General features: G+C 70.6%; 21 protein-coding genes. 5 read left to right on the top strand and 16 right to left on the bottom strand.

Translation table 11 applies throughout. The features are described from left to right. Positions 1-2: 2 nt before the first annotated feature. The gene (locus GCL72_RS04870) at positions 3-686 is read right to left on the bottom strand and encodes a GntR family transcriptional regulator (protein ID WP_211364972.1); all 684 of its coding nucleotides are present in this window, start codon (positions 684-686) and stop codon (positions 3-5) included. 383 nt (positions 687-1,069) lie between these two features. On the opposite strand from GCL72_RS04870, the gene GCL72_RS04865 reads away from it, so the two are divergent. Further along, complete coding sequence (locus GCL72_RS04865; protein ID WP_153143585.1) at positions 1,070-2,239, top strand: hypothetical protein; 1,170 nt, start codon at positions 1,070-1,072, stop codon at positions 2,237-2,239. A gap of 233 nt (positions 2,240-2,472) precedes the next feature. Here GCL72_RS04865 and GCL72_RS04860 read toward each other — a convergent pair whose 3' ends face one another. Together GCL72_RS04860 and rpsO are read right to left on the bottom strand one after the other, a co-directional pair. Continuing rightward, entirely contained in the window at positions 2,473-4,731 is a 2,259-nt protein-coding gene (locus tag GCL72_RS04860) for a polyribonucleotide nucleotidyltransferase (protein ID WP_153143584.1), read from the bottom strand. A 362-nt stretch (positions 4,732-5,093) separates the two neighbouring features. Beyond that, positions 5,094-5,372 (bottom strand): 30S ribosomal protein S15, encoded by a 279-nt coding sequence (gene rpsO / locus GCL72_RS04855; RefSeq protein ID WP_010524035.1) that lies wholly within the window; start codon positions 5,370-5,372, stop codon positions 5,094-5,096. Between the two features lie 399 nt (positions 5,373-5,771). Here rpsO and GCL72_RS04850 point away from each other — a divergent pair, with 399 nt between their 5' ends. From GCL72_RS04850 to GCL72_RS04840, 3 genes are read left to right on the top strand one after another with little or no spacing between them, the layout of a single operon-like run. Next, on the top strand, positions 5,772-6,791 hold the full coding sequence (locus tag GCL72_RS04850) for a TRAP transporter substrate-binding protein (protein ID WP_153143583.1): 1,020 nt from the start codon (positions 5,772-5,774) through the stop codon (positions 6,789-6,791). Then, positions 6,763-7,323, top strand: coding sequence for a TRAP transporter small permease (locus GCL72_RS04845; RefSeq protein WP_170289560.1), 561 nt, complete (start codon positions 6,763-6,765; stop codon positions 7,321-7,323). Before GCL72_RS04850 ends, GCL72_RS04845 begins: the two co-directional genes overlap by 29 nt. Beyond that, positions 7,323-8,627 carry a TRAP transporter large permease gene (locus tag GCL72_RS04840; RefSeq protein ID WP_153143581.1) on the top strand — a complete coding sequence of 435 codons (1,305 nt, stop codon included), beginning with the start codon at positions 7,323-7,325 and terminating at the stop codon, positions 8,625-8,627. The genes GCL72_RS04845 and GCL72_RS04840 overlap by 1 nt, the downstream gene beginning before the upstream one ends. Before the next feature lie 19 nt (positions 8,628-8,646). On the opposite strand, the gene GCL72_RS04835 is transcribed toward GCL72_RS04840, so the two are convergent. From GCL72_RS04835 to GCL72_RS04790, 10 genes are all read right to left on the bottom strand, one after another. Next, on the bottom strand, positions 8,647-9,441 hold the full coding sequence (locus GCL72_RS04835) for a class I SAM-dependent methyltransferase (RefSeq protein ID WP_246161018.1): 795 nt from the start codon (positions 9,439-9,441) through the stop codon (positions 8,647-8,649). A gap of 41 nt (positions 9,442-9,482) precedes the next feature. Next, positions 9,483-10,520 (bottom strand): bifunctional riboflavin kinase/FAD synthetase, encoded by a 1,038-nt coding sequence (locus GCL72_RS04830; RefSeq protein ID WP_153143580.1) that lies wholly within the window; start codon positions 10,518-10,520, stop codon positions 9,483-9,485. A gap of 31 nt (positions 10,521-10,551) precedes the next feature. Next, a complete protein-coding gene (locus GCL72_RS04825; protein ID WP_246161017.1) occupies positions 10,552-11,064 on the bottom strand; it encodes a hypothetical protein in 513 nt (170 codons plus the stop codon). Next, complete coding sequence (locus GCL72_RS04820) at positions 11,046-11,405, bottom strand: hypothetical protein (RefSeq protein WP_153143664.1); 360 nt, start codon at positions 11,403-11,405, stop codon at positions 11,046-11,048. The genes GCL72_RS04825 and GCL72_RS04820 overlap by 19 nt, the downstream gene beginning before the upstream one ends. A gap of 5 nt (positions 11,406-11,410) precedes the next feature. After that, entirely contained in the window at positions 11,411-12,430 is a 1,020-nt protein-coding gene (gene truB / locus GCL72_RS04815) for a tRNA pseudouridine(55) synthase TruB (RefSeq protein WP_153143579.1), read from the bottom strand. Between the two features lie 15 nt (positions 12,431-12,445). Continuing rightward, complete coding sequence (gene rbfA / locus GCL72_RS04810) at positions 12,446-12,931, bottom strand: 30S ribosome-binding factor RbfA (protein WP_153143578.1); 486 nt, start codon at positions 12,929-12,931, stop codon at positions 12,446-12,448. A gap of 140 nt (positions 12,932-13,071) precedes the next feature. After that, positions 13,072-16,011, bottom strand: coding sequence for a translation initiation factor IF-2 (gene infB / locus GCL72_RS04805; RefSeq protein WP_153143577.1), 2,940 nt, complete (start codon positions 16,009-16,011; stop codon positions 13,072-13,074). A gap of 145 nt (positions 16,012-16,156) precedes the next feature. After that, positions 16,157-16,516 (bottom strand): YlxR family protein, encoded by a 360-nt coding sequence (locus GCL72_RS04800; RefSeq protein ID WP_153143576.1) that lies wholly within the window; start codon positions 16,514-16,516, stop codon positions 16,157-16,159. Positions 16,517-16,590: 74 nt separating this feature from the next. Further along, complete coding sequence (gene nusA / locus GCL72_RS04795) at positions 16,591-17,583, bottom strand: transcription termination factor NusA (protein ID WP_153143575.1); 993 nt, start codon at positions 17,581-17,583, stop codon at positions 16,591-16,593. A gap of 251 nt (positions 17,584-17,834) precedes the next feature. Then, positions 17,835-18,377 carry a ribosome maturation factor RimP gene (locus tag GCL72_RS04790; RefSeq protein ID WP_153143574.1) on the bottom strand — a complete coding sequence of 181 codons (543 nt, stop codon included), beginning with the start codon at positions 18,375-18,377 and terminating at the stop codon, positions 17,835-17,837. Positions 18,378-19,004: 627 nt separating this feature from the next. On the opposite strand from GCL72_RS04790, the gene GCL72_RS04785 reads away from it, so the two are divergent. After that, positions 19,005-20,135 carry a hypothetical protein gene (locus GCL72_RS04785; protein WP_153143573.1) on the top strand — a complete coding sequence of 377 codons (1,131 nt, stop codon included), beginning with the start codon at positions 19,005-19,007 and terminating at the stop codon, positions 20,133-20,135. A gap of 27 nt (positions 20,136-20,162) precedes the next feature. Here GCL72_RS04785 and GCL72_RS04780 read toward each other — a convergent pair whose 3' ends face one another. The 3 genes from GCL72_RS04780 to GCL72_RS04770 form a co-directional block, all read right to left on the bottom strand. Continuing rightward, on the bottom strand, positions 20,163-20,975 hold the full coding sequence (locus tag GCL72_RS04780) for a TSUP family transporter (RefSeq protein ID WP_153143572.1): 813 nt from the start codon (positions 20,973-20,975) through the stop codon (positions 20,163-20,165). Positions 20,976-20,991: 16 nt separating this feature from the next. Further along, positions 20,992-22,797, bottom strand: a complete 1,806-nt coding sequence (locus tag GCL72_RS04775; RefSeq protein ID WP_153143571.1) for a proline--tRNA ligase — start codon at positions 22,795-22,797, stop codon at positions 20,992-20,994. A gap of 94 nt (positions 22,798-22,891) precedes the next feature. Next, positions 22,892-23,938, bottom strand: coding sequence for a hypothetical protein (locus tag GCL72_RS04770; protein WP_153143570.1), 1,047 nt, complete (start codon positions 23,936-23,938; stop codon positions 22,892-22,894). Between the last annotated feature and the right edge of the window lie 10 nt (positions 23,939-23,948).

Genomic DNA, 23,948 nt, shown 5'->3' with positions numbered 1-23,948 from the left:
CGTCAGCAGCTCGTCGACGACGCGTCGGCGTTCCCGTCATCGGGTTCACCGGCATAGTCGCGACGGACTCTGCGACGGGATGCATCGAGGTGGTCTTCGAGTTCGGCGAGGGCGGCGGCATCGTTGCCGGCCTCGATCATGGTGGTCAGCTGCTCATGGCGAGCCTTCGCCGGCTTCAGGTCGGTGTGGTCGAGGTTCGCCACGAGCAGCAGGTTCTCGATCGTGCGCTGGTACTGGCTCCAGACGTCGTGGATCCGGCGCAGCTCAGAGGACCGGAGGAACGCACTGTGGAACTGCATGTCAGCGCGGGTGAATGCCGCAGGGTCACTGTTGTCGACGGCACTGTCCATCTCCGCGACGGCGGCCTTCAGCTCGGCCACCAGGCGGCTGCGATGCTTCTGGGATCCGGAGTCCAGAGCCATGTGTTCCAGGGCCGACCGCAGAGAGAACAGCTCGTCCACGTCGTGAGCGTGCAGTCCGATCACGTGGGCGCTTCGGCCGCGGTTCTCGACAAGCCCCTCCTGAGCCAGCGTGCGGATCGCGTCCCGAACCGGCCCGCGGCTGACTTCGTACTCCTCGGCGAGCTTCGCCTCGACCAGCACATCGTCCGCCGGCAATTCACGCACGATGATGCGCCGCCGAAGGTCGTCGGCGACCTGATCGCCCAAGGCGTCGCCGCGTGCCACTGGACTACGAGCCATGAACGTCCCCTCCGTCAGTTTTCAGTAAACGGTTAACTGAAGACTAGCGTGCTGCACATCACGTGTCCAGGGGCACAATGGCACTCTCGGAATGCATGCTGATTCCATGCCGGGCCGCAGGTGCATCCGGCGTTGCACATGTGCTTGGAGAGCCTGCGAGCCGCGCTCTCTCGACTCCCCTGCGTGTCACGCCCTCACCCTGTTGTCACGTCCGTATGAGCACGTGACATCAAGGCAGGGACGTGACATTTCGTCCGGTCCAGGCAATCGGGAGGGTGTGGAAGCCCCGAGCCGACAACACGCCGTGCTGTCCACACGACGCGCGACCCTCATGGCGGCCGGCAGACACATCGCTCAGGCTCGGCACCATGGCCGAGACGGACTCCCCGCCCCTTCCGCTGATCCGCTCCACCGACGACAGGGACGACGGCGCGCCCTCCAGTGATCGTCTGGTCCGTGCGCTGCGCGCCGGCGAGGTGCTCCGCCTTCGCCGCGGCGTCTACGTGCGGACCCGGGACTGGCTCGAGGCCGAACCGTGGACGCGCTACGAATATGTGGTCGCCGCCGTCGCCCTGCGGACGCCCTCTCCCCTGTTCTGCCGGCAGAGCGCCCTGCTCCTGCACGGGCTGCCGCTGCCGACCAATCCGGACCGAGTCCATGTCCGCGTCGGCGGTCGGGGCTCTGCCGGAACGCGCCGAGCTCCGGAGATGACGGAGGGAGCCGCCGCCCAGCGCCGGCTCGCCGCGGAGGCGATGCCCGCAGGAGGTTCCGTCGACCTGCGTCGACTCCTCCGCCCGACGCCGACGCATCAGCTGGAGGCCGCCCAGCCGGCCGGCGTCGATCGCGCGACGCTGCGAGAGCTCATCGCGAGCGGAGAGCATCACCAGCCGTCCCTCGCTCTGCCCGGGGACGCGCTGGCCAGCGTCGTCGGGCCCGCGAGTTATCTCGTGGAGCCGTTGGGCCTGGCTCTGGTGGACACTGTGAGCCGGGTGGACCTCCCCTCCGGGGTGGCGCTGCTCGATGCGGCGCTGCGGCGCGACGACCTCGATGTGGAGACGTGGCTGGGGCACCTGCCGACGGCTCGCCGTCGCCGGATCTGGCAACGGGCGTGGGAGCTCGCCGACCCGGTCTCGGAGTCGGTCGGCGAGTCGGTCTCCCGAGCCCAGATCCATGCTCTGGGTTTCGAAGCTCCGACGCTGCAGCGCGCGATCTCCACCGACATCGGGGAGTTCCGCGTCGACTTCTGCTGGGAGGATGCGGGGGTGATCTGCGAGTTCGACGGGCGCATCAAATACTTCGACGCCGGGATGCGAGGAGACAACACGCCGGCGCAGCAGGTCTACACGGAGAAGCAGCGCGAGGACGCGCTGCGCCGGCAAGGCTGGAGGTTCGACCGGTGGGGATGGCCGGAGGCCTGGAGCCCTCGAGTACTGGCCGCCCGGCTGGAGGCCGTCGGCATCCCGCGGGTCCGCCAGTTGTCACGTCCTCACCCTGTTCTCATGCGCCAGCCCGGGCGTGACATCAGGGTGAGGACGTGACACCCGGCGAGGGCGCCGGCCAAGCCGCCCCCGACAGCCGGTGAGGACGTGACACCTGGGCCGCCGGGGCCCGCTACCGGGAGCCGACCGACGGGGAGCCGGCCCACGGAAAGCTCCGAACACACGAGAAGGGCCGGGCCCGCTCCCCGCAGGGAACGGCCGCCGGCCCTTCTGTCAGCTCACTTGCGACGCCGGAGCCCGGCGCCGGCAGTCAGCCGATGATCAGCAGCTGATCACGCGTCCTCGGTGACCACCTGATTGACCGACTCCGACTCCTCGCCAGAGCCGTCCTCGTCGACCACCGGGGCCAGCGAGAGCTTGCCGCGGTCGTCGATCTTGGTGATCTCGACCTGGACCTTCTGGCCCACGCCCACGACGTCCTCGACGTCGTCGACGCGCTTGCCGTCATTGAGCTTGCGCAGCTCGGAGATGTGCAGCAGGCCGTCCTTGCCCGGGGTCAGCGAGATGAACGCGCCGAAGGTGGTCAGCTTGACCACGGTGCCCAGGTACCGCTCGCCCACCTCGGGGACCTGCGGGTTGGCGATCGCGTTGATCGCGCTGCGGGCGGCGTCGGCGGCCTCGCCGCTGGTCGCGCCGATCAGCACGGTGCCGTCGTCCTCGACCGAGATGTCGGCGCCGGTGTCCTCCTGGATCTGGTTGATCATCTTGCCCTTCGGGCCGATGACCTCGCCGATCTTGTCCACCGGCACGTTGACCGAGACGATCCGCGGAGCGTGCTGGCTCATCTCGTCCGGGCCCTCGATCGCAGCGTTGATGACGCCCAGGATGTGCAGGCGAGCCTCGCGGGCCTGGGTCAGCGCGGCACCGAGCACCTTCGCCGGGATGCCGTCCAGCTTGGTGTCCAGCTGGATGGCGGTGACGAACTCGCTGGTTCCGGCGACCTTGAAGTCCATGTCGCCGAACGCGTCCTCGGCGCCGAGGATGTCGGTCAGCGCCGCGTAGCGGGTCTCGCCCTCCACCTGGTCGGAGACCAGGCCCATGGCGATGCCTGCCACCGGAGCCTTCAGCGGCACGCCGGCGTTGAGCAGCGACAGCGTCGACGCGCAGACCGAGCCCATCGACGTCGAGCCGTTGGAGCCCAGCGCCTCGGAGACCTGGCGGATCGCGTAGGGGAACTCCTCGCGGTTGGGCAGCACCGGCACGATGGCCCGCTCGGCCAGCGCGCCGTGGCCGATCTCGCGGCGCTTCGGCGAGCCCACGCGACCGGTCTCGCCGGTCGAGTACGGCGGGAAGTTGTAGTTGTGCATGTACCGCTTGGTGGTCTCCGGCGACAGGCTGTCGATGGTCTGCTCCATCTTCAGCATGTTCAGCGTGGTGACGCCCATGATCTGGGTCTCGCCGCGCTCGAAGATGGCCGAACCGTGCACCCGCGGCAGCACCTCGACCTCGGCGGTCAGCTGACGGATGTCGGCCAGCCCGCGGCCGTCGATGCGGACCTGGTCGCGCAGGATGCGCTGGCGGATGACCTGCTTGGTCACCGCGCCCAGAGCCTTGCCGATCTCGGAGTCGCGGCCCTCGAACTGCTGACCCTCGCCGGCGAGCTGCTCGAGCAGCTCGGCCTTCAGCGCGGCGTCGGCGGAGTCGCGCTCCTGCTTGTCGGCGATCTGGTAGATCGACGTCAGGCGCTCCTCGGCGGCGGCCTTCACGGCCTCGTGGACGTCGTCCTGGTAGTCGGTGAAGATCGGGACCTCCACCGGCTCCTTGCCGGCGCGCTCGACCAGGTCGGCCTGGGCGTCGCAGAGGGAGCGGATGAACGGCTTGGCCGCCTCCAGGCCCTCGGCGACGATCTCCTCGGTCGGAGCGGTCTTGCCCTGCTCCTTGACCAGCTTCCAGGACTCGTCGGTGGCTTCGGCCTCGACCATCATCACCGCGATGTCGTCGCCGGAACGCCGGCCGGCCACGACCATGTCGAAGACCGCGTTCTCCAGCTCCGAGTGCTTCGGGAAGGCCACCCACTGCGCGCCCTGGCCGTCGTCGATGAGCGCCATGCGCACACCGCCGATCGGGCCGGAGAACGGCAGGCCGGAGAGCTGAGTGGACAGCGAGGCGCCGTTGATGGCGACGACGTCGTACATGTCGTCCGGGTTGATCGAGAGCACGGTCTCGACCACCTGGACCTCGTTGCGGATGCCCTTGGTGAACGCCGGGCGCAGCGGGCGGTCGATCAGGCGGCAGGCCAGGATCGCGTCCTGGGTCGGCCGGCCCTCACGCCGGAAGAACGAGCCGGGGATCCGCCCGGCGGCGTACATGCGCTCCTCGACGTCCACCGTCAGCGGGAAGAAGTCGAAGCCCTCGCGCGGAGACTTCCCGACCGTGGTGGCCGAGAGGATGCTGGTCTCCTCGTCGAGGGTGATCAGTGCCGAGCCGGCGGCCTGCTTGGCCAGCCGTCCGGTCTCGAACTCGATGGTGCGGGTGCCGAAGCGACCGTTGTCGATCACGGCCTCGGCGTAGTGAACCTCGGGACTCTGCATCGCAGATGTCTCCTCTCTGTCGTGTGCATAGCAGGCGCACCTGCCGGACGAGAGGAGAGCACGGGGACCGCATGACGGTCTTCGATCGAAGCCCACGGGCACGACGCGCCCAGCTCTGACGTCTCCAGCATCGCCGGAGGTCGTCGAGGGGCGGCGTCAGCTCCCGGAGGCCACTACCGAGGACCGGAGCACGCGGCTCGTCTCTCGTCGGCCGGCGTCGGCGCCGGAACCAGTCTCCCACATGAGACAGGCGACTCCCATGGTCTCGTCGACCGAGTCCGGGAGTCGCCTGTCACCTATGGAGTTTCATGCGGCGATGGCACAGCATGCCACGGCCGCGGGCGTCATGACGACGCCGTCGCTCAGTTGCGCAGACCGCGGATGCCGAGCCGCTCGATGAGCGAACGGTAGCGCGCGATGTCCTTGCGCTGGAGGTACTTCAGCAGACGACGGCGACGACCCACCAGGATCATCAGGCCACGCCGGGTGTGGTGGTCCTGCTTGTGCACCTTGAGGTGCTCGGTCAGGTCCGAGATGCGGCGCGACAGCACCGCGCACTGCACCTCGGGGGAACCGGTGTCGCCCTCGTGGGTGGCGTACTGAGTGATGATCTCCTGCTTGACAGCGGGATCCAGTGCCATGGTGGCCATGGGTATGCTCCTTCGATCATGTGCCGCGAACAACTCCGGCGAGCCGAACTCGCCGGTGCCAGCCACCGCGGACTGCAGCGTGGCGATCGTCCACCGCGTCGGGACGCAGACGACGACCGACTCATCTTACCAGCCTGTGACTGTCCGGCAACATCCGAGGCCGCGGGACGCCACTCTCCCGCCCCAGAGCCTCGCATCCCTCCTACGGCCAGGGCTGCCTACCACCCACCCCATGCTTGCCAAGCATCAATCCATGCCCCACTGAGCTTGGACGAGCATCGCTCCGAGGATCTAACGTGAGTCACCGCACAGCTTGATGCAGGTCACATCACCTGACAGCGCTGAACCAGGCTGTGCGACCCATCCCCCACACACCATCGAGATGACCGCATGACCACACGTCTGAGACGAGCGCTGTATCCGCTGATCGCCTGCCTGGCCGCAGTGCTGCTCACCAGCTGTTCCCACGGCCTGCAGGCTGCCGGTGCCCATTCGGGCCGCACCCTGATCTTCGCTCTCGATCAAGCCGAGGACCACCCCTCGTACATCGCGCTGGAGAACTTCTCCGAACGGCTCGAGCAGGCCACCGACGGCCGCTGGGACGTCCGTGTCTACCCCAACGCCTCGCTGGGGAATCAGCAGGAGACCGTCCAGCTTGTCGGCGACGGATCAGTCGACATGACCGTCGCGTCGGGCACGCTGCTGGAGAACCTCAACGACGACTTCCGAACCCTGGGGCTGCCGCTGATCTTCGACAGCGTCGATGACCAGATGGAGGTGCTCTCCGACGACAGCCTGGTGGGCGACCTGTTCAGCAGCCTCGAAAGTTCCAACCACCTGACGGTCCTCGGCGGATTCACCCAGGGCGAGCGCCACCTCTACACCCGCAGCGGGCCGATCGAGCGCCCCAAAGACCTCGCGGGCATGAAGGTGCGCGTCCAGGAGTCCGATCTGATGATCAACATGCTCGGATCCATGGGGTCCTCCCCCACGCCGCTGTCCTATGCCGAGGTCTACACCGCCGTCCAGTCCGGCGTACTCGACGGCGCGGAGAACAACCTCATCTCCTACATGACCGAGGGGCACAACGAAGTCGCCAAACATGTCGCGCTCACCGGCCATCAGATCGGCACCGACTACATCGTCATCAACTCCGACGTACTGGGCGACATGACCGAGCAGGACCGCCGGACCTTCGAGCGGGAATGGCAGACCACCGTCGAGAAGCACACTGAGCTCTGGCTGCAGCGCACCGACGAGGCGCAGGACCAGGCCGAGGAAGAAGGCACCGAGTTCACCGACGTCGACGAGCATGCCTTCCGCGACGCCCTCCGCACGGTGCTCGACGGCGAGCTGCAGGACCCCGACGTTAAGGAGCTGTATGAGCGCATCCGCGATCACCAGCAGTGACCCCCGCACCCGCGTCGAGCGGCTGCTGGGCCGGGCGTTGGGCGCACTCTGCGTCGCCCTCTTCGCGGTGATGGTGCTGATCGTCGTCTGGCAGGTCATCGCCCGCCAGATTCTGCACGATTCCCCGGCCTGGACCGGACCGGCGGCCCAGTACAGCTTCGTCTGGCTGATCTTCGCGGGAGCCACATGGATGTTCGCCGAGCGGGAGCATGTGGCCATCGACTTCTGCACCAAGCTGCTGCGCATCGACCACACCCGCACCGTGGCCGTCGTCGGCCACCTGATGACCTTTGCCTTCGCCGCATTGTTGCTCCTCTGGGGCGGCGGCCGCGCCGTGACGATCACCTGGACCCAGGAGATCCCGGGGCTTCCCGTTTCGATGGGCATGATGAGCCTCGCCCTGCCGGTCAGCGGCGCGCTCATCTGCCTCGTCTCGCTGCGCCATGCCGTCGCCGCAGCACGCGGCATCGGGGGCGGCGTCATCGACCGACGCACCGGCCCCAGCACCAGCACCATGCAGGAGGTCGCCTGATGGACATCACTCTGATATCGGCTCTGCTGCTGATCGTGCTCACCGGCGTGCTGCTGCTGGCACGCGTGCCGGTCGCCGTGGCTCTGGGCCTCTCGGCCTTCTTCGCCATCGCGGTCGTGGTCGGGCTGCAGGAGGCTTCCTTCGTCGCCGCCCAGCGCATCACCACCGGCATGGGCTCGGTGACGCTGCTGGCTATCCCGCTCTTCATCCTCGCCGGCACGATCATGAACACCGGCGGCATCGCCCTGCGGCTGATCGAGGCCGCCGACGTGATCGTCGGACGGATGCCCGGCTCCCTGGCCCAGACCAACGTCGTGGCCAACACGATGTTCGGCTCAGTCTCCGGGGCGGCAGTCGCCTCGGCGGCCGCCGTCGGCACTGTGATGAGCCCACGGCAGCGAGCCCAGGGCTATCACCCCGGGTTCTCGGCGGCAGTCAACGTCGCCTCCGCACCCTCGGGCATGCTGATCCCGCCGAGCAACACGCTGATCGTCTATTCCCTGGTCTCGGGCACCTCCATCGCCGCGCTGTTCACCGCCGGATACGTCCCCGGCCTGCTCTGGATGCTCGCCTGCGGACTGGTCGTCTGGCTGGTCTCGCGCCGCGACACCTCTATGCGCTCCGGCGCCCGACCGAGCTTCCAGACGGCGACGATCACCCTGGCCCGCGCCGTACCGGCGGTGCTCATGGTCGTCATCGTCATCGGAGGCATCCTCACCGGCGTATTCACCCCGACGGAGTCCGCCGCCATCGCAGTCCTGTATTGCCTGGGCCTGGCCGCGATCTACCGCACGCTTCGCATGCAGGACCTCCCACAGGTCCTGCTGACCGCGACCCGGACAACGGTGATCGTGGTCCTGCTGGTGGGAGTTTCAGCGGTGCTGAGTTGGGCGATGGCGATCTCCGGCATCCCCGACGCCCTGGCCTCGGCCATCCTCGGATTCACCGACAGTCCGACGGTCATCCTGACGATCATGATGGTCCTTCTGCTCGTCATCGGCACCTTCATGGACCCCACTCCAGCGATCCTCATCTTCGTGCCGATCTTGCTGCCGATCGCGACCGCCCTGGGGGTAGACCCGGTGCATTTCGGCATCATGGTCACCTTCAACCTGTCGCTGGGCACCATCACCCCGCCAGTGGGCGTGACGCTCTTCATCGGATCACGGGTCGGCGACGTCGATGTCGAACGACTCGTGCGCCGTCTGCTCCCGTTCTTCCTGGCCCTGGTGGTCACTCTGCTACTCGTGGTCTTCGTCCCTCAACTCTCGCTCTGGTTGCCCGACGTGTTGAACCTCCGCTAGCGCGAACCGGCCTCGCCTCTCACCGCCGTCGCGCCGTGTGCAGCACGGTCAGGTACGGCAGCTCGACCTCCTCGCCGGCGGCCAGACCCAGGTGCTCGTCGAGGTACCAGTCCAGGTTCGCCCGGCGCCGGGCGCGGTCGGCCTCGTCGGCAGAGAGCCAGGAGCTCAGCGTGGTCGCCAGCCGGCGGATGCCGTCGGGGGTGAGGGACCGGGTCCAGTCGGTGTGCTCGGTGCTCACCGGTTCGAAGGCGGCCGGGGCCAGCGGCGGGGTCCAGCCGGGCCGGTGCACGTCGCCGGCGCGCATGATCCGAGCCAACCGGTGCACCCAGGGCTGCGAGACGTCCAGATGGTTCGACACCACCGCCGCGGTGCCGCCGGGGGCCAGCAGCCGGGCGATCTCCGCCGCCGCGGCCCGGGGATCGAACCAATGCCAAGCCTGGGCGGCGACGACGACGTCGGCCCTGCCGGCGCCCAGTCCGGTGTCCTCCGCGCGGGCCTCGACGACCTCCAGGGATCCGCTCACGACGTCTGCGGGCGCGCACGTGGCGCGCAGCACCTCCGCCATGCTGGGGCTCGGCTCGACGGCGACGACGTCGGCCCCGCCGGCGAGCAGCGCCCGGGTCAGGATCCCGGTGCCCGCGCCCAGCTCGACGATCCGTCCGGCGGGCCGGTCAGGCCCCGGGGCCAGGATCCGCTCGACGGCCTCGGCCGGGTAGCCCGGCCGCATCGCGTCGTACTCGGCGGCCTGGGCGACGTCGGCGTCCGCGGCGAAGGCCTCGGCCAGGCGACGACGGCGCGCGTCGTCGGTGATCACCGCCGCCTGCCCCGGCCGCGCCCGCGGCCTGCGGGGCCCGCTCAGGGCTCCACCGCCGGGATCACCGGCGTGTCGTGCTCCTGCGGGTCGTCGCCGAGCAGCACCTGCCGAGCGCGGATGACGTCCTCCTCCATCTGGCGGATCAGCAGCGGGATGCCGTCGAAGTTGACCATGCCGCGCAGCCGCTGCAGGAATTCCACGCGCACGTGCTGGCCGTAGAGGTCGAAGTCCTCGATCCGCTCGTCCGGCCGATCGATCACATGCGACTCGACCACCCGCTGGTAGCCGTCGAAGGTCGGATTTGAGCCCACGGAGATCGCCGCCGGCCAGCGGCGGCCGCGCTCGTCGGTCAGCCAGCCGGCGTAGACGCCGTCGGCCGGGATCATGCCCTCGCTGGTGGAGCTGAGGTTCGCCGTCGGGAAGCCCAGCTCGCGGCCGCGGGCCTCGCCGTGGACGACCGCGCCGAGCACGGCATGCGGGCGGCCCAGCACCTCGCGCGCATCGGCGACGTCGCCGGCGGCCAGCGCCTCGCGCACCCAGGTGGACGAGCAGCGCCGGTCCTCGCCGAAGTCCTCGACGCCCAGCACTGTGAAGCCGTGCTTCTGACCCAGTTCGACCATGGTCTCGAAGGAGCCGGAGTTTCCGGAGCCGAAGCGCACATCGTGGCCGACCACCACCACTCTGGCGTGCAGCGCCTCGACCAGATACTCGGCGACGAACTCCTCCGCCGTGCGGGAGGCGAGGCGCTCGTCGTAGTTCAGCATGAGCAGCCCGTCGATGCCGGTGGTCGCCAGCCGGTTGATCTTCTCCTCCACCCCGGTGAGCAGCACCGGGCAGCTCTGCGGCCGGTGGACCTGCAGCGGATGCGGATCGAAGGAGATCGCCACCGCGGAGGACTGGTACCCGACGGCGGCCGCGACCAGCTGGCGCAGCACCTCCTGATGCCCCCGGTGGACCCCGTCGAAGTTGCCGATCGTCAGCGCCGTGGGTCCCAGGTCCTGCGGGACCTCGTCCAGGTCGTTCCAGTAGTGCACGTCGCTCCTCGGGTGGGGGATCTCGCGGTGGTGCGCGGTGACCATCCTCCATTATGGAGCACGGTCGGCGCCGCGCTCATTCCCGAATCTCGGACGATTCCGCGTCGCGGGCGGCCGCCGCCCGGCGCGCGCCGGACCGATGGCGCAGCAGCCAGGCCAGACCGATCAGCGGCAGCACCAGCGGCACGTATCCATAGCCCTGCCCGAAGTGCGACCAGACGGTGGCATCGGCGAAGAGCTGCGGCTCGAGCACCGTCCAGAGGCCGACGCCGACGACGCCGACCAGCTCCACCAGCACCGCCGCCAGTGCGGTCCGCCAGGCCGCCGCCGACGTCCGCGCCAGCGCCAGCGTGGCGAGGATGTAGACCGCCGCGGCCAGGCCGCTGAGCGCATAGGCGACCGGGGCGTCCTCGCCGTGGACGATCAGCTGGTACAGCGCCCTCGCGGTCGAGGAGACGGCGAAGATCCCGTAGGCGGTGATGATCAGCATCCCCACCCCGCGGTTGCGCGGGACGGCGGGGGCGGCACCGCCGGCGTGCTCCGGACTGTTCTCCGCGCTGTCCTCGGTGCTCACAGAGCGCTTCCCCACCAGATCTCCTCCATGCGGTAGACCATGACGAACACGACGAGCCCGACGCTGCTCATCACCAGATTGGACCAGCGGGTGCGATCGACCATCGCCCAGATGAACACCCCGATCGGCAGCAGCAGCGCCGTGGCCAGATAGCCCCAGAACTCCCAGACTTCGCCGAGGATCGGCGCGTCGAAGCCGAGCTGGCGGGCGCCGGCGTAGAGCCCGTAGGCCACCAGGAACAGCTCGACGGCGGCGATCGAGACGATGGACGAGTCGGCCGGGTGATCCCGCACCGGAGTCATCCCCCAGCAGATCAGCAGCGAGGCCGCGCAGACCACAGTGCCGACGATCATCATGACCGTCACGAGCCGCCTCCCTGCGGCGCCGGGGCGAAGACCAGCTCGGGCTTGGCCTGGAAGTCCACCTGCTCGCCCGCGGCGGCCGCGGCGGCGTCGGCCGAGGCCGAGGCCCCGGTGCTGGCCGGCACGTCGCGCAGCAGGGCGACCAGCTCGCCGTCGGGGGCGAAGGCCGCCGTCAGCGGCTGCTCGCCGCCGTCGCGCGCGGCGTCGGCACCGGTGCCGGAGGCGGTGATCCGCCGGCCGTGGCCGAGGTTCCGCGCCTCCTCCTCGGTGAGATCGCGGCGGCGGAAGATCCCGGCGGCGGCCTCGGTCAGCCCGACATAGCCGAAGTCCTCGGCGAGCTGCTCCAGGGTCAGCGCATTCTCGATCCGGTACGGGCCCACCGCCGTGCGGCGCAGCGCGGTCAGATGCCCGCCGACGTCCAGCGCCTCGCCCAGATCACGGGCCAGGGCGCGGACGTAGGTGCCCGAGGAGACCTCCACCTCGACGTCGACGTCGACCAGCTTGCCGCCGTCGATCCGGCGGATCCCGCCGACCTCGAAGCGATGGACGACCACCGGCCGGGCCTGAAGGGAGACGTCCTCGCCCGAGCGGGCCCGGTCATAGGCCCGGCGGCCGTCGACCTTGATCGCCGAGACGGTCGCCGGCACCTGGTCGATCGCGCCGGTCAGCGCGGCGACCTCCTCCTCCAGGCGCGCGGAGGTCACCGCATTGGCGAATCGGGTCTCGACCAGCTCGCCGTCGGCGTCGTCGGTCGTGGTCGACAGACCCAGCCGGATGGTCGCGGTGTAAGTCTTCGACACCCCGACGATGTGGGTCAGCAGCCGGGTCGCGCGATTGATCCCGACCACCAGGACGCCCGTGGCCATCGGATCGAGGGTTCCGGCATGGCCGACTTTGCGGGTGCCGGCCAGCTTCCGGATCCGGCCGACGACGTCGTGGCTGGTCCAGCCGGCCGGCTTGTCCACCAGCACCAGGCCGGAGCCGACGGCGATCTCCTCGTCACGCTGCTTCTTGCCCATAGCTGCCCGGGGCCCTCAGGACCGCTCGGAATCGGTCTCGTCCCCGGTCTCGTCCGCGGACGCCTCGCCGCTCGCGCCCGGCTCGCCGTGCGAACGGTACGGGTCGTCCTCGCCGGCCGGCGCCGCCTGCTCGCGCAGCGCGGCGACCTCGGCATCCTGCTCCCGCGCCTGACGGAGCAGGTCCTCCAGGTGGGCGGCGTTCTCCGGAATCTCGTCGGCGACGAACTCCAGCGTCGGGGTCAGCCGGATGGTCAGCTGCCGGCCGACCTCGTGGCGCAGGGCGCCGCGGTGGGCGTCGAGCACCTCCTCGGCGGCGGTGCGCTCCTCCTCGCTGCCCATGACGGTGTAGTAGACGGTGGCGTGCTGCAGATCGTTGGTCACGCGGGCATCGGTGACGGTGATCAGCTCGGCGCGCTCGTCCTTGACGCGGCGACGCAGCGCCTCGGCCACGATCACCTTGATGCGCTGGGCGAGCCGCGCCGCGCGGGCTGGATCAGCCATGATGGCCTCCTTGGGAAAGTCGTCGCTGCCGCCAGCCTAGCGCCGGTGCTCCGGCGGCGGGAGGCAGTCGTGTCTGGGGACAGCACCGGGGACCGCACCTGCGATGCGGTCCCCGGTGGCTGTCGTCGGGCGTCGAGACCTCAGACGCGCGGAATCTCGCGCATCTCCCAGGTCTCGATGCGGTCGCCCTCCTGGATGTCGTTGAACGAGCCGAGGCCGATGCCGCACTCAAAGTCCTGACGGACCTCGGTGGCGTCGTCCTTGTACCGCTTGAGCGACTCGATGGCCAGGTTGTCGGACACCACGGCGCCGTCGCGGACCAGGCGGGCCTTGGCGTTGCGACGGATGACGCCCGAACGGACGATGGAGCCGGCGATGTTGCCGAACTTCGAGGAGCGGAAGACCTCGCGGACCTCCGCCGAGCCGAGCTCGACCTCCTCGTACTCCGGCTTGAGCATGCCCTTCATCGCGTTCTCGATGTCGTCGATCGCCGCGTAGATGACCGAGTAGAAGCGCATGTCCACGCCCTCGCGCTCGGCGAGGTCGTTGACCCGCTCGGCCGGCCGGACGTTGAAGCCGATGATGACCGCGTCGTCGACCGTCGCCAGGTTCACGTCGTTCTGCGTGATGGCGCCGACGCCGCGGTGGATCACCCGCAGCTGCACGTCCTCGCCGACGTCGATCTTCAGCAGCGCATCCTCCAGAGCCTCGACGGCGCCGGAGACGTCGCCCTTGAGGATCAGGTTCAGCGTGTCGATCTTGCCCTCGGCCACGACCTGGTCGAAGTTCTCCAGGCTGACGCGCTTGCGACGCTTGGCCAGCATCGCGTTGCGCTCGACCGCCTCGCGCTTCTCAGCGATCTGCCGGGCGGTGCGGTCCTCCTGGGTGACCAGGAAGCTGTCGCCGGCCCGCGGGACCGCGGACAGACCCAGCACCTGCACCGGACGCGACGGCTCGGCCTCGGTGACCTCCTGGCCGTTCTCGTCGAACATCGCCCGCACGCGGCCGTAGGCGTTGCCGGCGACGATGGTGTCGCCGATGCGCAGCGTGCCGGTCTGCACCAGCACCGTGGCGACCGGGCCGCGACCCTTGTCCAGGTTGGCCTCGATGGCCACGCCGCGGGCCTCGTGGTCCGGGTTGGCGGTCAGCTCCAGCGAGGCGTCGGCGGTGAGCAGCACGGCTTCGAGCAGCTCGTCGATGTTCAGCCGCTGGATCGCGGAGATGTCGACGAACATGGTGTCGCCGCCGTAGGCCTCGGGCACGATGTCGTACTCGGTGAGCTGGCCGCGGACCTTCTCCGGCGACGCGCCTTCCTTGTCCATCTTGTTGACCGCGACGACGATCGGCACCCCGGCGGCCTTGGCGTGGTTGATCGCCTCGACCGTCTGCGGCATGACGCCGTCGTCGGCGGCGACGACCAGCACGGCGATGTCGGTGACCTTCGCGCCACGGGCACGCATGGCGGTGAACGCCTCGTGGCCCGGGGTGTCGATGAAGGTCAGGCCGCGCTGCTCGCCCTCGTGGTCGACCTGCACCTGGTAGGCGCCGATGTGCTGGGTGATGCCGCCGGCCTCGCCCTCGGTGACGTTGGCGTGGCGCACCGCGTCCAGCAGGCGCGTCTTGCCGTGGTCGACGTGGCCCATGACGGTCACGACCGCCGGGCGGGCCTCGAGGTCCTCGTCGTCCTCGTCCTCGGCCTCGGCCGAGAGGTCGATGTCGAAGGACTCGAGCAGCTCGCGGTCCTCGTCCTCGGGCGAGACGATCTCGACCACGTAGCCCAGTTCCTCGCCGAGCAGCTTGAAGGTCTCCTCGTCCAGGGACTGGTTGGCCGTGGCCATCTCGCCGAGCTTCATCAGCACGGTGACCAGCGCGGCCGGCTCAGCGTTGATCTTCTCGGCGAAGTCGGCCAGCGAGGAGCCGCGGCGCAGCCGCAGCATGGTGCTGCCGTCGCCCTTGGGCACGCGCACGCCCCCGATCTCGCGGGTGCGACGCTGCTCCATCTCCTGACGCTTCGCGCGCTTCGACTTGCGGTTCTTCGAGCGCGACGGACCGCCGCGGCCGAAGGCGCCGGCCGTGCCGCCGCGACCGCGGCCGCCGCGACCGCGCGGCGGACCGCCGCCCGGACGAGCCGGGCCTCCGCCGCCGGCACCGTTGGGCGCCGGGGACTGGCCGGGCATCATCGACGGCTTCGGACGCGCGCCGCCGCCCTGGGCGGGGTTCGGCGCGGCACCGGCGCCGGCACCGGGCTTGGGCCCCGGCTTGCCGCCGCCCTGACCGCCCTGGGCACCCTGGGCGCCCTGACCGCCGCGGCCGCCTCCGCGACCGCCGCCGCCGGAACGCTGACCGCCGGAGCGCTCACCGCGCATGCCCTGCGGCGAGGAGAACGGGTTGTTCCCCGGACGCGGGCCCGGCTTCGGCGGGCGCGGACCGGCGGATCCGCCCGGCCGCGGAGCCGGATGGTCGGACGAGTCCATGCCCTGCGAGGAGGAGTACGGGTTGTTGCCCGGACGCGGGGCGCCGGGCTTGGGGGCCGGCTTGGCCCCCGGCTTCGGCGCCGGCTTGGCACCGGGCTTCGGGGCCGAGGAGCCGGACTCCGGCTTCTCCTCGGTCGTGGCGGCGGGCTCCTCGGAGGCCGCCGGCGAGGGCTTCTCGGCAGGCTTCTCGGAGGGCTGCTCGGCGGCCTTCTCCGCGGGCTTCTCCTGCTTCTGCGCGCCCGGCTTCGGGGCGGGCTTCGGCGCCGGCTTGGGACCAGGCTTCGGCGCCGACGACGTCGACGCGGCGGAGTCCTGCTGCGCACCGGCCGAGGAGTCGGAGGCCGACGCGGTCGTCTCGGCCGCTTCGGTCTGCGCCGCGGCGGACGACGAGTCGGACGAGGTCTTCTTCTTCGCGGAGCCGGAGGAGGCCGACTCCTGCTTCTTCTGGGCGTCCGGGAACGCGGAGCGAAGCTTCTTCGCCACCGGGGGCTCCACCGTCGACGACGGGGACTTCACGAATTCGCCCATCTCCTGCAGTTTGGCAAGAGCATCTTTGGACGTGATGCCGAGCTCCTTGGCGAGCTCGTGTACGCGGGCCTTGGCCACATTTCTCCTTGTCTGGCCCGCGCGATGCCCCGCTGAGATCAGCGGGGCTGATGTCAGCGGATCATCGCACCGAGCCGTCGAACGTTCTGCGGTGCGTGACGGAGTTACTCAGGTGGGTCATCACTGGGTACTCATCCGTCGGTGCTCATCGGGTATCCATCTCTCTGAACCCGCTTTCATCCGGTGTGTGCAGGGACATCGTTCCTCGCGCGGCGGCCTCGATCGTCTCGAGGTCCAGCCGTGCGACGCTGACCGGCCGGCGGAAGGCCCGATGGAAAGCCTTCCGTCGCATCGCCGTCTCGAAGCATCCGCGCTCCGGGTGCAGCCATGCGCCGCGGCCGGGGAGCCGGCGTGCGGCGTCGACGACCACCTCCGGGGCGGTCGGCCCGCCGGCGACGGCCTCGCCGTCGTCGGTCCGGACCTGCTCGGGGGCGAGCACCAGTCTCACGACATCTCCCTGATCCACCCGCCGCCGGCAGCCGACGCATGTGCGGACAGGGACCATGACAGTCTACCCCCTCGTGGTGGTCAGGACAGAATCGCTCCGGCGCGCCTCGTCGCCGGGCGGAGGCGGCGTGCTCAGACGCCGATGACCTCGTCGGGGGTGGTGCCCGCCTCGGAGATGATGTCGATGCGCCAGCCGGTGAGCTTCGCCGCCAGCCGGGCGTTCTGCCCCTCCTTGCCGATCGCCAGCGAGAGTTGGTCGTCGGGCACGACCACGCGGGCCGAGCGGGCGTTCTCGTCGAGGATCGTCACCGAGGTGACCTTCGACGGCGACAGCGAGTTGCCGATGAACTCGGCCGCGTCGTCGTGGTGGTCGATGATGTCGATCTTCTCGTCGTTGAGCTCGGTCATCACCGCCCGCACGCGCGAGCCCATCGCGCCGATGCAGGCGCCCTTGGCGTTGATGCCCGGCTCGTCGGTACGCACCGCGATCTTGGTGCGGTGGCCGGCCTCGCGCGCGATGGACGTGATCCGCACCGTGCCGTCGGCGATCTCCGGGACCTCGTGCTCGAAGAGCTTCTCCACCAGGCCCGGGTGAGAGCGCGAGAGGGTGATCGAGGGGCCCTTCATGCCGCGGTGGACGTCGACGACGTAGGCGCGCAGCCGCGAACCGTGCGAGTAGTCCTCGCCGGGGACCTGCTCCTGCGGCGGGAGCACCGCCTCGACAGTGCCCAGGTCCACTTGGACCATGTTCGGGTTCCGCCCCTGCTGGACCAGCCCGGAGATGAGCTCGCCCTGGCGCCCCTTGAACTCGCCGAGCACCTGGTCGTCCTCGGCGTCGCGCAGGCGCTGCATGATGACCTGCCGCGCCGTGGAGGCCGCGATGCGGCCGAAGTCCTTCGGCGTGTCGTCGAACTCACCGAGCACCGCGCCGTCCTCGCCGAACTCCTTGGCCCAGATGGCGACGTGCCCCGTCGACTGGTCGATCTCGGCGCGGGCGTGCTTCAGCGCCCCGGGAGACTTGTGGTAGGCGAGCACGAGAGCCTGCTCGATGGCGGGGATCAGCCTCTCCAGGGGGATGTCACGCTCTTTGACGAGCATGCGCAGGGCGCTCATATCGATATCCACTTGTGCCTCCAGTGTCCTCATGCCCCGGTTCTTCGCCCGGATCGTGTCCTCAGGTGCTCAGTGCGGGTCGTTCCCGCGCTGTCGGCCGCGTGCCGCCGGCGGTGCGGCGGAGCGGTCGGCGTCGTGTCCGTGGTGTGGTGGGTTGTCTCGTGCGGGTCGCTGGTGTTCGTGCTGGCGCGGCGCCCGCCGGAAGGGACGACGAAGCGGCCGACGACGTCGTCGACCGCTGCCTCGCCCCCGGCGGGACGCATCTACGTCTGGGAGAACTCTACCTGCACGCGGGCCCGGGTGATCGTCTCGAAGGCGATCTCCACCGGGTCGAGGTACTTCACCGGCATCCCCTTCTTCGGCGCCGGCTTCTGCTCGGCGACGCGGATGCCGTCCTCGGTGACCTCCTCCAGTCGGGCGACGATGTCGGCCTCGCCGGTGCGCGAGATCTCCAACAGCCGACCGATGTTGCGCCGGTAGTGCCGCGGCTCGGCCAGCGGACGCGTGACGCCCGGCGTGGTGACCTCGAGCTCGTAGTTCTCCGCCTCGGCCATCAGATCCTCGGAGTCCAGCACCGCCGAGAGCGCCTCGGACAGTCCGGCGACGGTGTCCAGGTCGACCGTCTCGGTCCCCTCGGCGTAGTCGACGGTGACCCGCAGGATCGTCGTCGGGCCGGAGGCGGTGAGCTCGATCTCCTCGAGGACCAGTCCGTGGGCGGTGATCGTGGGCTCCAGGCGCGGGGCCAGATCGGCGGCCCGCGGGTCGCGGGCCTGCTCGTCGGCGCGGGCGCGGGGCGGGACGGCCATAGGTGCACTCCTCGGTCGGCGGGCCGGCCGACCAGGACGGCCGGCACGGGCATCGGTCCGCCCCGATTGTAGGCACGGCAGGGTGCACCCGGGCGAGTCCCGGCTCCGTCGCGCTGATCACGGTCGGGGCGGTGGGGTGTGGCGGAGGTGTGGCGGGCCGCCGACCGGGACGCACCGCCGTCGGGGATGCACCGTCGGCGGGCGCCTGACCGATCGACCCCGTCCAGCTGGGCAGGGCCACTACCCTCCGCCGCAGCGGACCGATTCTCCCCGTCCAGCTGGGCGAGGTCGCCCTCCCCCGCCCCAGCGGACCAGTTGCCCCCGTCCAGTTGGGCGGGGGCGCCGGCCGGCCCCGTCGTGTTTCCGAATCCTCGTCCAGCTGGAGGAGGTCTGCCGAACTCGACGGGGAGAGACGGTGCCATCGCGAGCGACCCGGAGCCTGGCGGCGAGTGAGACAGGGCCGGACGGGGCCCCGCGAACGCCGGGCGAAGGCCGGACGGCGCGGGAGGAGCCCTCGGGACCGGGCCGCCGGCCCGCGGCGGCACCCTGTGCAGGAGTCGACGGGGCCTCTCCACAGATCCCCGATGCGACAGGCGACGACGACGCCGGGTGCGGCACAGTCGAGCCATGACCTCATCGACCAGCGACCCGACACGGCGCCGCACCGTCGACGCCCGCCCTGTCCGCGCTCAGGCTCGACCGGACGGCTCGCACGAGTCCGTCGAGCTCAGCGCCACCGTGGCCCGGGGCGAGCTGCTTCGGATCCGCCGCGGCGTCTACTTCGACGCGGAGGCCTGGCTGACCCTCCCGCCGTGGGATCGTCACCTGGTCGCGACGGCGGCGACCGCACTGCATCATCCCGCCGCAGTGTTCTGCCGAGAGACGGCCCTGCTGCTCCACGGCCTGCCGCTGCCGCGCACCCCCGACGCCGTCCATCGGCGCACCGCCCGTCCTCAGGAATCCGGCCGACGCCCGCCCGACGCGTTGACCGGAGCCGCCGGCCCCGCGACGATCCGTCGGCTGCTGGACGTCCCGGACGACGGCGCCCGGTCGCGCCCCAGAGGGCGGAATGCCCTGCAGGGGTTCGCGCTGCAGCGCTCCCTCGCCCCGGAGTGGATGCGGCGCACCGGCGGGACCACCGGCGCGCCCGTGTCGTCGCGATTCCCCGACGGCGACCTCTGGCGCCCGCCCTCGATCCCCGTGCAGCTCGAGCCGCTGCCGCAGGTTCTGCTGGACACCGTCCCCCGGCTCGGCACCGGCTCAGCCGTCGGCGTGCTCGACGCACTCGGATCCGAGCGCCTGGCCCCGCACCTGCCGCCGCTCCTCGATGAGACGCTCGCCGCCGACGTCGAGCTCCTCCCCCGCCGACGGGCTCGCCGCTGGCAGCAGCTGCGCGCCTTCGCCGATCCGCGCGCCGAGTCGGTCGGCGAGTCGGTCTCCCGCGTGCTGATCGCCGAGCTCGGCTTCGCCCCGCCCGAGCTGCAGATCGAGTTCAAGCTTCCGGACGGGCGGCTGGCGCGGGTCGACTTCTACTGGCCCGAGGCCGGCCTCGTCGGCGAGTTCGACGGCGAGGTGAAGTACTCCCGCGCCCAGGACCTCGCCGGCCTCGACCCCGCCGACGTCGTGATCGCGGAGAAGCGCCGGGAGGACGGGCTCCGCGCCCTGGGCCACGGCGTCGCCCGCTGGGGATGGCCGGAGCTGCGGGAGCCGCGAGCCCTCCGGAGCATCCTGCACCAGGCCGGGGCGCCGCGCGGCTGACTCGGCGCCCCGGTCGGACACGCCGCCTCAGAACCATTCGGCCAGCAGATCCCAGCCGAGCTTGGCGACCAGGACGAAGACCACGATCAGGAAGATGACGCGGACGAACTGCGACCCCTTCGCGATGGCCATCCGGGCGCCGGTGTAGCCGCCGAGCAGATTCGCCGCGCCCAGCAGCAGCCCGAGCCCGACCAGCACGTGCCCGGCCGGGCCGAAGGACAGCAGCGCGCCGACGTTCGTCGCGACGTTGACGATCTTCGCGTGCGCCGAGGCGTTGAGGAAGTTGAATCCCAGCACCATGACCAGCCCGATGATCAGGAACGTCCCGGTGCCCGGGCCCAGCACGCCGTCGTAGAAGCCGACCACGGCCCCGACGCCGACGGCGCGGGCCAGATGCCCCAGCCCGACGTGGCGCAGCCGCTCCAGCTTCCCCACGTGCGGCTTGGCCGCGGTGAAGATCCCCACGCCCAGCAGCGCGGCGATGATGACCGGAGTGATGACCTCCTCGGGCAGCCAGGCGGCGACCTTCGCGCCCAGGTAGCTCGCCGCCAGGGCGGCCAGCGCCGTCGGCGCGGCGGTGCGCAGACTCGGACGCACCCGGCGGATATAGGTCAGCGCCGAGGTGGTGGTGCCGAAGATCGAGCCCAGCTTGTTCGTCGCCAGCGCCTGCACCGGGCTGATCCCCGGCACGGTCAGCAGCACCGGCAGCTGCAGCAGTCCTCCGCCGCCGACGACGGCGTCGACCCAGCCGGCGCTGAATCCCACCAGGACCAGCAGCACCAGCGTCACCCAGGAGACGCCCTCGAAGGACGTGCTCAGCAGATCGGCGATCAGCTCCACGGCGTCGTGCCGCGGCTCAGCGCAGCGCGGCGGCGCGCTCGGCGATCACCGAGACCGCGCCGTCGAGCCGCACCTGATCGGACTCGCCGCTGCGGCGATCCTTCAGCTCCACGTTCCCCTCGGCCAGGCCGCGGCCGACCACCACGATGGTGGGCATGCCCAGCAGCTCGGCGTCGGAGAACTTCACCCCCGGCGAGACCTTCGGCCGGTCGTCGAAGAGCGTGGAGACTCCGGAGGCCTCCAGATCGGCGACCAGCTGCTCGGCGGCGTCGTGGATGGCCTGGTCCTTGCCCGTGGCGACCACGTGCACATCGGCCGGCGCGATCGAGCCCGGCCAGATCAGCCCCTTCTCATCGTGGTTGGCCTCGGCGAGGGCGGCCAGCACGCGGGTGACGCCGAAGCCGTAGGAGCCCATCGTCACCGTGGCCAGCTTGCCGTTGACGTCCAGGACCTTCAGGCCCAGCGCCTCGGCGTAGCCGGTGCCCAGGTGGAAGATGTGACCCAGCTCGATGCCGCGGCGGGTGCGCAGCGGGCCGGAGCCGTCCGGCGCCTCGTCGCCCTCCCGGACCTCGGCGGCCTCGATGACGCCGTCCCAGCTGAAGTCCCGGCCGGCGACCAGGCCGAAGACGTGCTGGTCGGGCGCGTTGGCGCCGGTGATCCAGCTGGTGCCCTCGACCACGCGCGGGTCGACCAGATAGGGGACGCCGGAGGAGCCCTCGACGCCGAGCACCGGCTCCTCGCGGCTCAGCCCCGGTCCGATGTAGCCGCGCACCAGCCCCGGGTTCGCCCGCAGGTCGGCCTCGGTGCCGGCCTCGACGGCGACCTCGCCGGCCGCACCCAGGTGCTCGCCGACGGCGGCCTCGATGCGCTTGAAGTCCGCCGCCCGGTCGCCGGGCAGGCCGATGACCGCGACCTTCCGGGTGCCGTCGGGCATGTCGACGCCGATGACCACATTCTTCAGCGTGTCCGCCGCGGTCCAGGCGCGGTCCAGGCGCGGGTGGTCGGCCTGCGCGGCGGCGACCAGCGTCTCGATGGTGTCGGTGCCCGGGGTGTGATGGACCTCGGCGGGCGGCAGCCCGGAGGCGTCCACCGGCTCCGGCGCCACCGTGGTGACCGCCTCGACATTGGCGCGGTAGCCGCCGTCGGACTCGACGAAGGTGTCCTCGCCGATGGCGCAGGGGAAGAGGAACTCCTCGCTGGCCGAGCCGCCCATGGCTCCGGAGACGGCGTCGACGGGCACCACTTCCAGGCCCAGACGGTCGAAGATCCGCAGATAGGCCGCGCGATGCGCCGCGTAGGCGGCGTCCTGGTCCTGCTGCTCCAGGGCGAAGGAGTAGGAGTCCTTCATGATGAACTCGCGGCCGCGCAGCAGTCCGGCCCGCGGACGCGCCTCGTCGCGGTACTTGGTCTGGATCTGGTAGATCGACAGCGGCAGGTCCTTGTACGAGGTGTACAGATCCTTCACCGCCAGGGTGAAGACCTCCTCGTGAGTGGGGGCCAGCAGATAGTCGGCATCCTTGCGGTCCTGCAGTCGGAACATGTTGTCGCCGTAGTCCGCCCAGCGACCCGTGGCCTCATAGGGCTCCTTCGGCAGCAGCGCGGGGAAGTGCACCTCCTGCGAGCCGATGTGCTCCATCTCCTCGCGCACGATCTCCTCCAGGTTCCGCAGCAGCTTCATGCCCAGCGGCAGCCAGGAGTAGATCCCCGGCGCCGCACGGCGGATGCAGCCGGCGCGCACCATCAGCTGGTGGCTGGCGACCTCGGCGTCGGCGGGATTGTCACGCAGAGTGCGGAGGAAGAGGGAGGAGAGTCTCAGAGGCACGTTCTACTCGATTCCGGGCGCGGGGACGGATGCTCGGTGAAGTCTACTAAAGGGCGACGGCGGCCACGGCCCGACGACGTTCCCCGGCGCCCGCTCAGCCCTGGTCGCTCGAGCCGCCGTCGCCGTCGGAGCTGTCGGAGCCGCCGTCGCTGTCGGAGCCGTCGCCCGAGTCGTCGTCGGACTCCTCCTCCAGGCTCAGGTCCTCGCCGGCGACCTCGCCGAGCACGCGGGCGGCCTCCTTCTGCACCGTCTCGACAGCCTTTTCAGTACTGTCGGAGCTGAGCTCACCGTCGACGGAGGCGGAGACGGTGACCAGTTGGGCACCCTCGCGCAGCAGCACGTTGACCGATCGGCTCGTCGAGCCGCCGCCGGAGACCTCGCGGATCACGGCGAAGCCCTGCTCTGCAGCGGTGTGCACCGACTCCTCCTCCACCGTCGTCTCGGTGCTGACATCGTCGCCCTCGTCGTCGGAGTCGGAGTCCGATTCGGAGCCGCGGCTGGTGGTGTAATCCGGGCAGTTCTCCACGCCCTCCTGCTCACCGTCGATCCGTGCCGCGGCGGCCTCGACGTCGAGGAAGGACATCACCGTCGCCTCGCGGCCGGCGGTCAGCGGCCCGGACGACGACCCGGACGAGTCCCCTGACCGACCCGAGCCCTCCGAGCCGCCGGAGCCTCCGGAGCCTCCGGAGCCGCCGGAGTCCCCGGAGCCGCGCCCGTCCGATCCCGACTCCCCCTCCGAGACCTGCGCCGCGGCGATCAGCGCGTCGGCGGGGACGGGCATCGCGGAGGTCATCACATACTGCTTGCACTCCTGCGGGTCCACCGCCAGACGCTGCAGCTCGGTCTCCAGATCGCGGGCGCCGGGCAGCACATCGTCCGTGTCGGTCAGCGTCGCCGACCCGTAGACCGTACGCAGCGCCTCGCGCATCGTCTGGTGGGACTGCTGATCGCCGGAGGGGTCGGGGGCGGTGAGCTGCTCCGGACCTCCGGGATCCGGCACCTCCTCATCGCCCGAGTCCTGCTCGACGGCGGCGGGATCCTGGCCGCAGCCGGCCAGGGCCAGGCTCGCCGCGGCGGCCAGGGCGAGCATACTGCGCGCGGGCCGTCGCCGGCCGCGGGGACCACGATCAGCACGGGCCATGATCACTGCC

The sequence above is a fragment of the Nesterenkonia halophila genome, from assembly GCF_009467795.1.
Taxonomy (GTDB): domain Bacteria; phylum Actinomycetota; class Actinomycetes; order Actinomycetales; family Micrococcaceae; genus Nesterenkonia; species Nesterenkonia halobia.
This window is presented reverse-complemented; position numbering and strand designations above follow the sequence as displayed.

Excerpts from the sequence above, each read along its gene's own strand:
- GCL72_RS04770 (WP_153143570.1), bottom strand. The coding sequence starts at position 23,938 with ATGGCCCGTGCTGATCGTGGTCCCCGCGGCCGGCGACGGCCCGCGCGC.
- truB (WP_153143579.1), bottom strand. The coding sequence starts at position 12,430 with ATGGGCAAGAAGCAGCGTGACGAGGAGATCGCCGTCGGCTCCGGCCTG.
- rpsO (WP_010524035.1), bottom strand. The coding sequence starts at position 5,372 with ATGGCACTGGATCCCGCTGTCAAGCAGGAGATCATCACTCAGTACGCC.
- GCL72_RS04785 (WP_153143573.1), top strand. The coding sequence starts at position 19,005 with ATGACCTCATCGACCAGCGACCCGACACGGCGCCGCACCGTCGACGCC.
- GCL72_RS04860 (WP_153143584.1), bottom strand. The coding sequence starts at position 4,731 with ATGCAGAGTCCCGAGGTTCACTACGCCGAGGCCGTGATCGACAACGGT.
- GCL72_RS04790 (WP_153143574.1), bottom strand. The coding sequence starts at position 18,377 with ATGGCCGTCCCGCCCCGCGCCCGCGCCGACGAGCAGGCCCGCGACCCG.
- GCL72_RS04830 (WP_153143580.1), bottom strand. The coding sequence starts at position 10,520 with ATGGTCACCGCGCACCACCGCGAGATCCCCCACCCGAGGAGCGACGTG.
- GCL72_RS04845 (WP_170289560.1), top strand. The coding sequence starts at position 6,763 with ATGAGCGCATCCGCGATCACCAGCAGTGACCCCCGCACCCGCGTCGAG.
- GCL72_RS04840 (WP_153143581.1), top strand. The coding sequence starts at position 7,323 with ATGGACATCACTCTGATATCGGCTCTGCTGCTGATCGTGCTCACCGGC.
- GCL72_RS04820 (WP_153143664.1), bottom strand. The coding sequence starts at position 11,405 with ATGATGATCGTCGGCACTGTGGTCTGCGCGGCCTCGCTGCTGATCTGC.
- GCL72_RS04800 (WP_153143576.1), bottom strand. The coding sequence starts at position 16,516 with ATGGTCCCTGTCCGCACATGCGTCGGCTGCCGGCGGCGGGTGGATCAG.
- rbfA (WP_153143578.1), bottom strand. The coding sequence starts at position 12,931 with ATGGCTGATCCAGCCCGCGCGGCGCGGCTCGCCCAGCGCATCAAGGTG.
- GCL72_RS04865 (WP_153143585.1), top strand. The coding sequence starts at position 1,070 with ATGGCCGAGACGGACTCCCCGCCCCTTCCGCTGATCCGCTCCACCGAC.
- GCL72_RS04850 (WP_153143583.1), top strand. The coding sequence starts at position 5,772 with ATGACCACACGTCTGAGACGAGCGCTGTATCCGCTGATCGCCTGCCTG.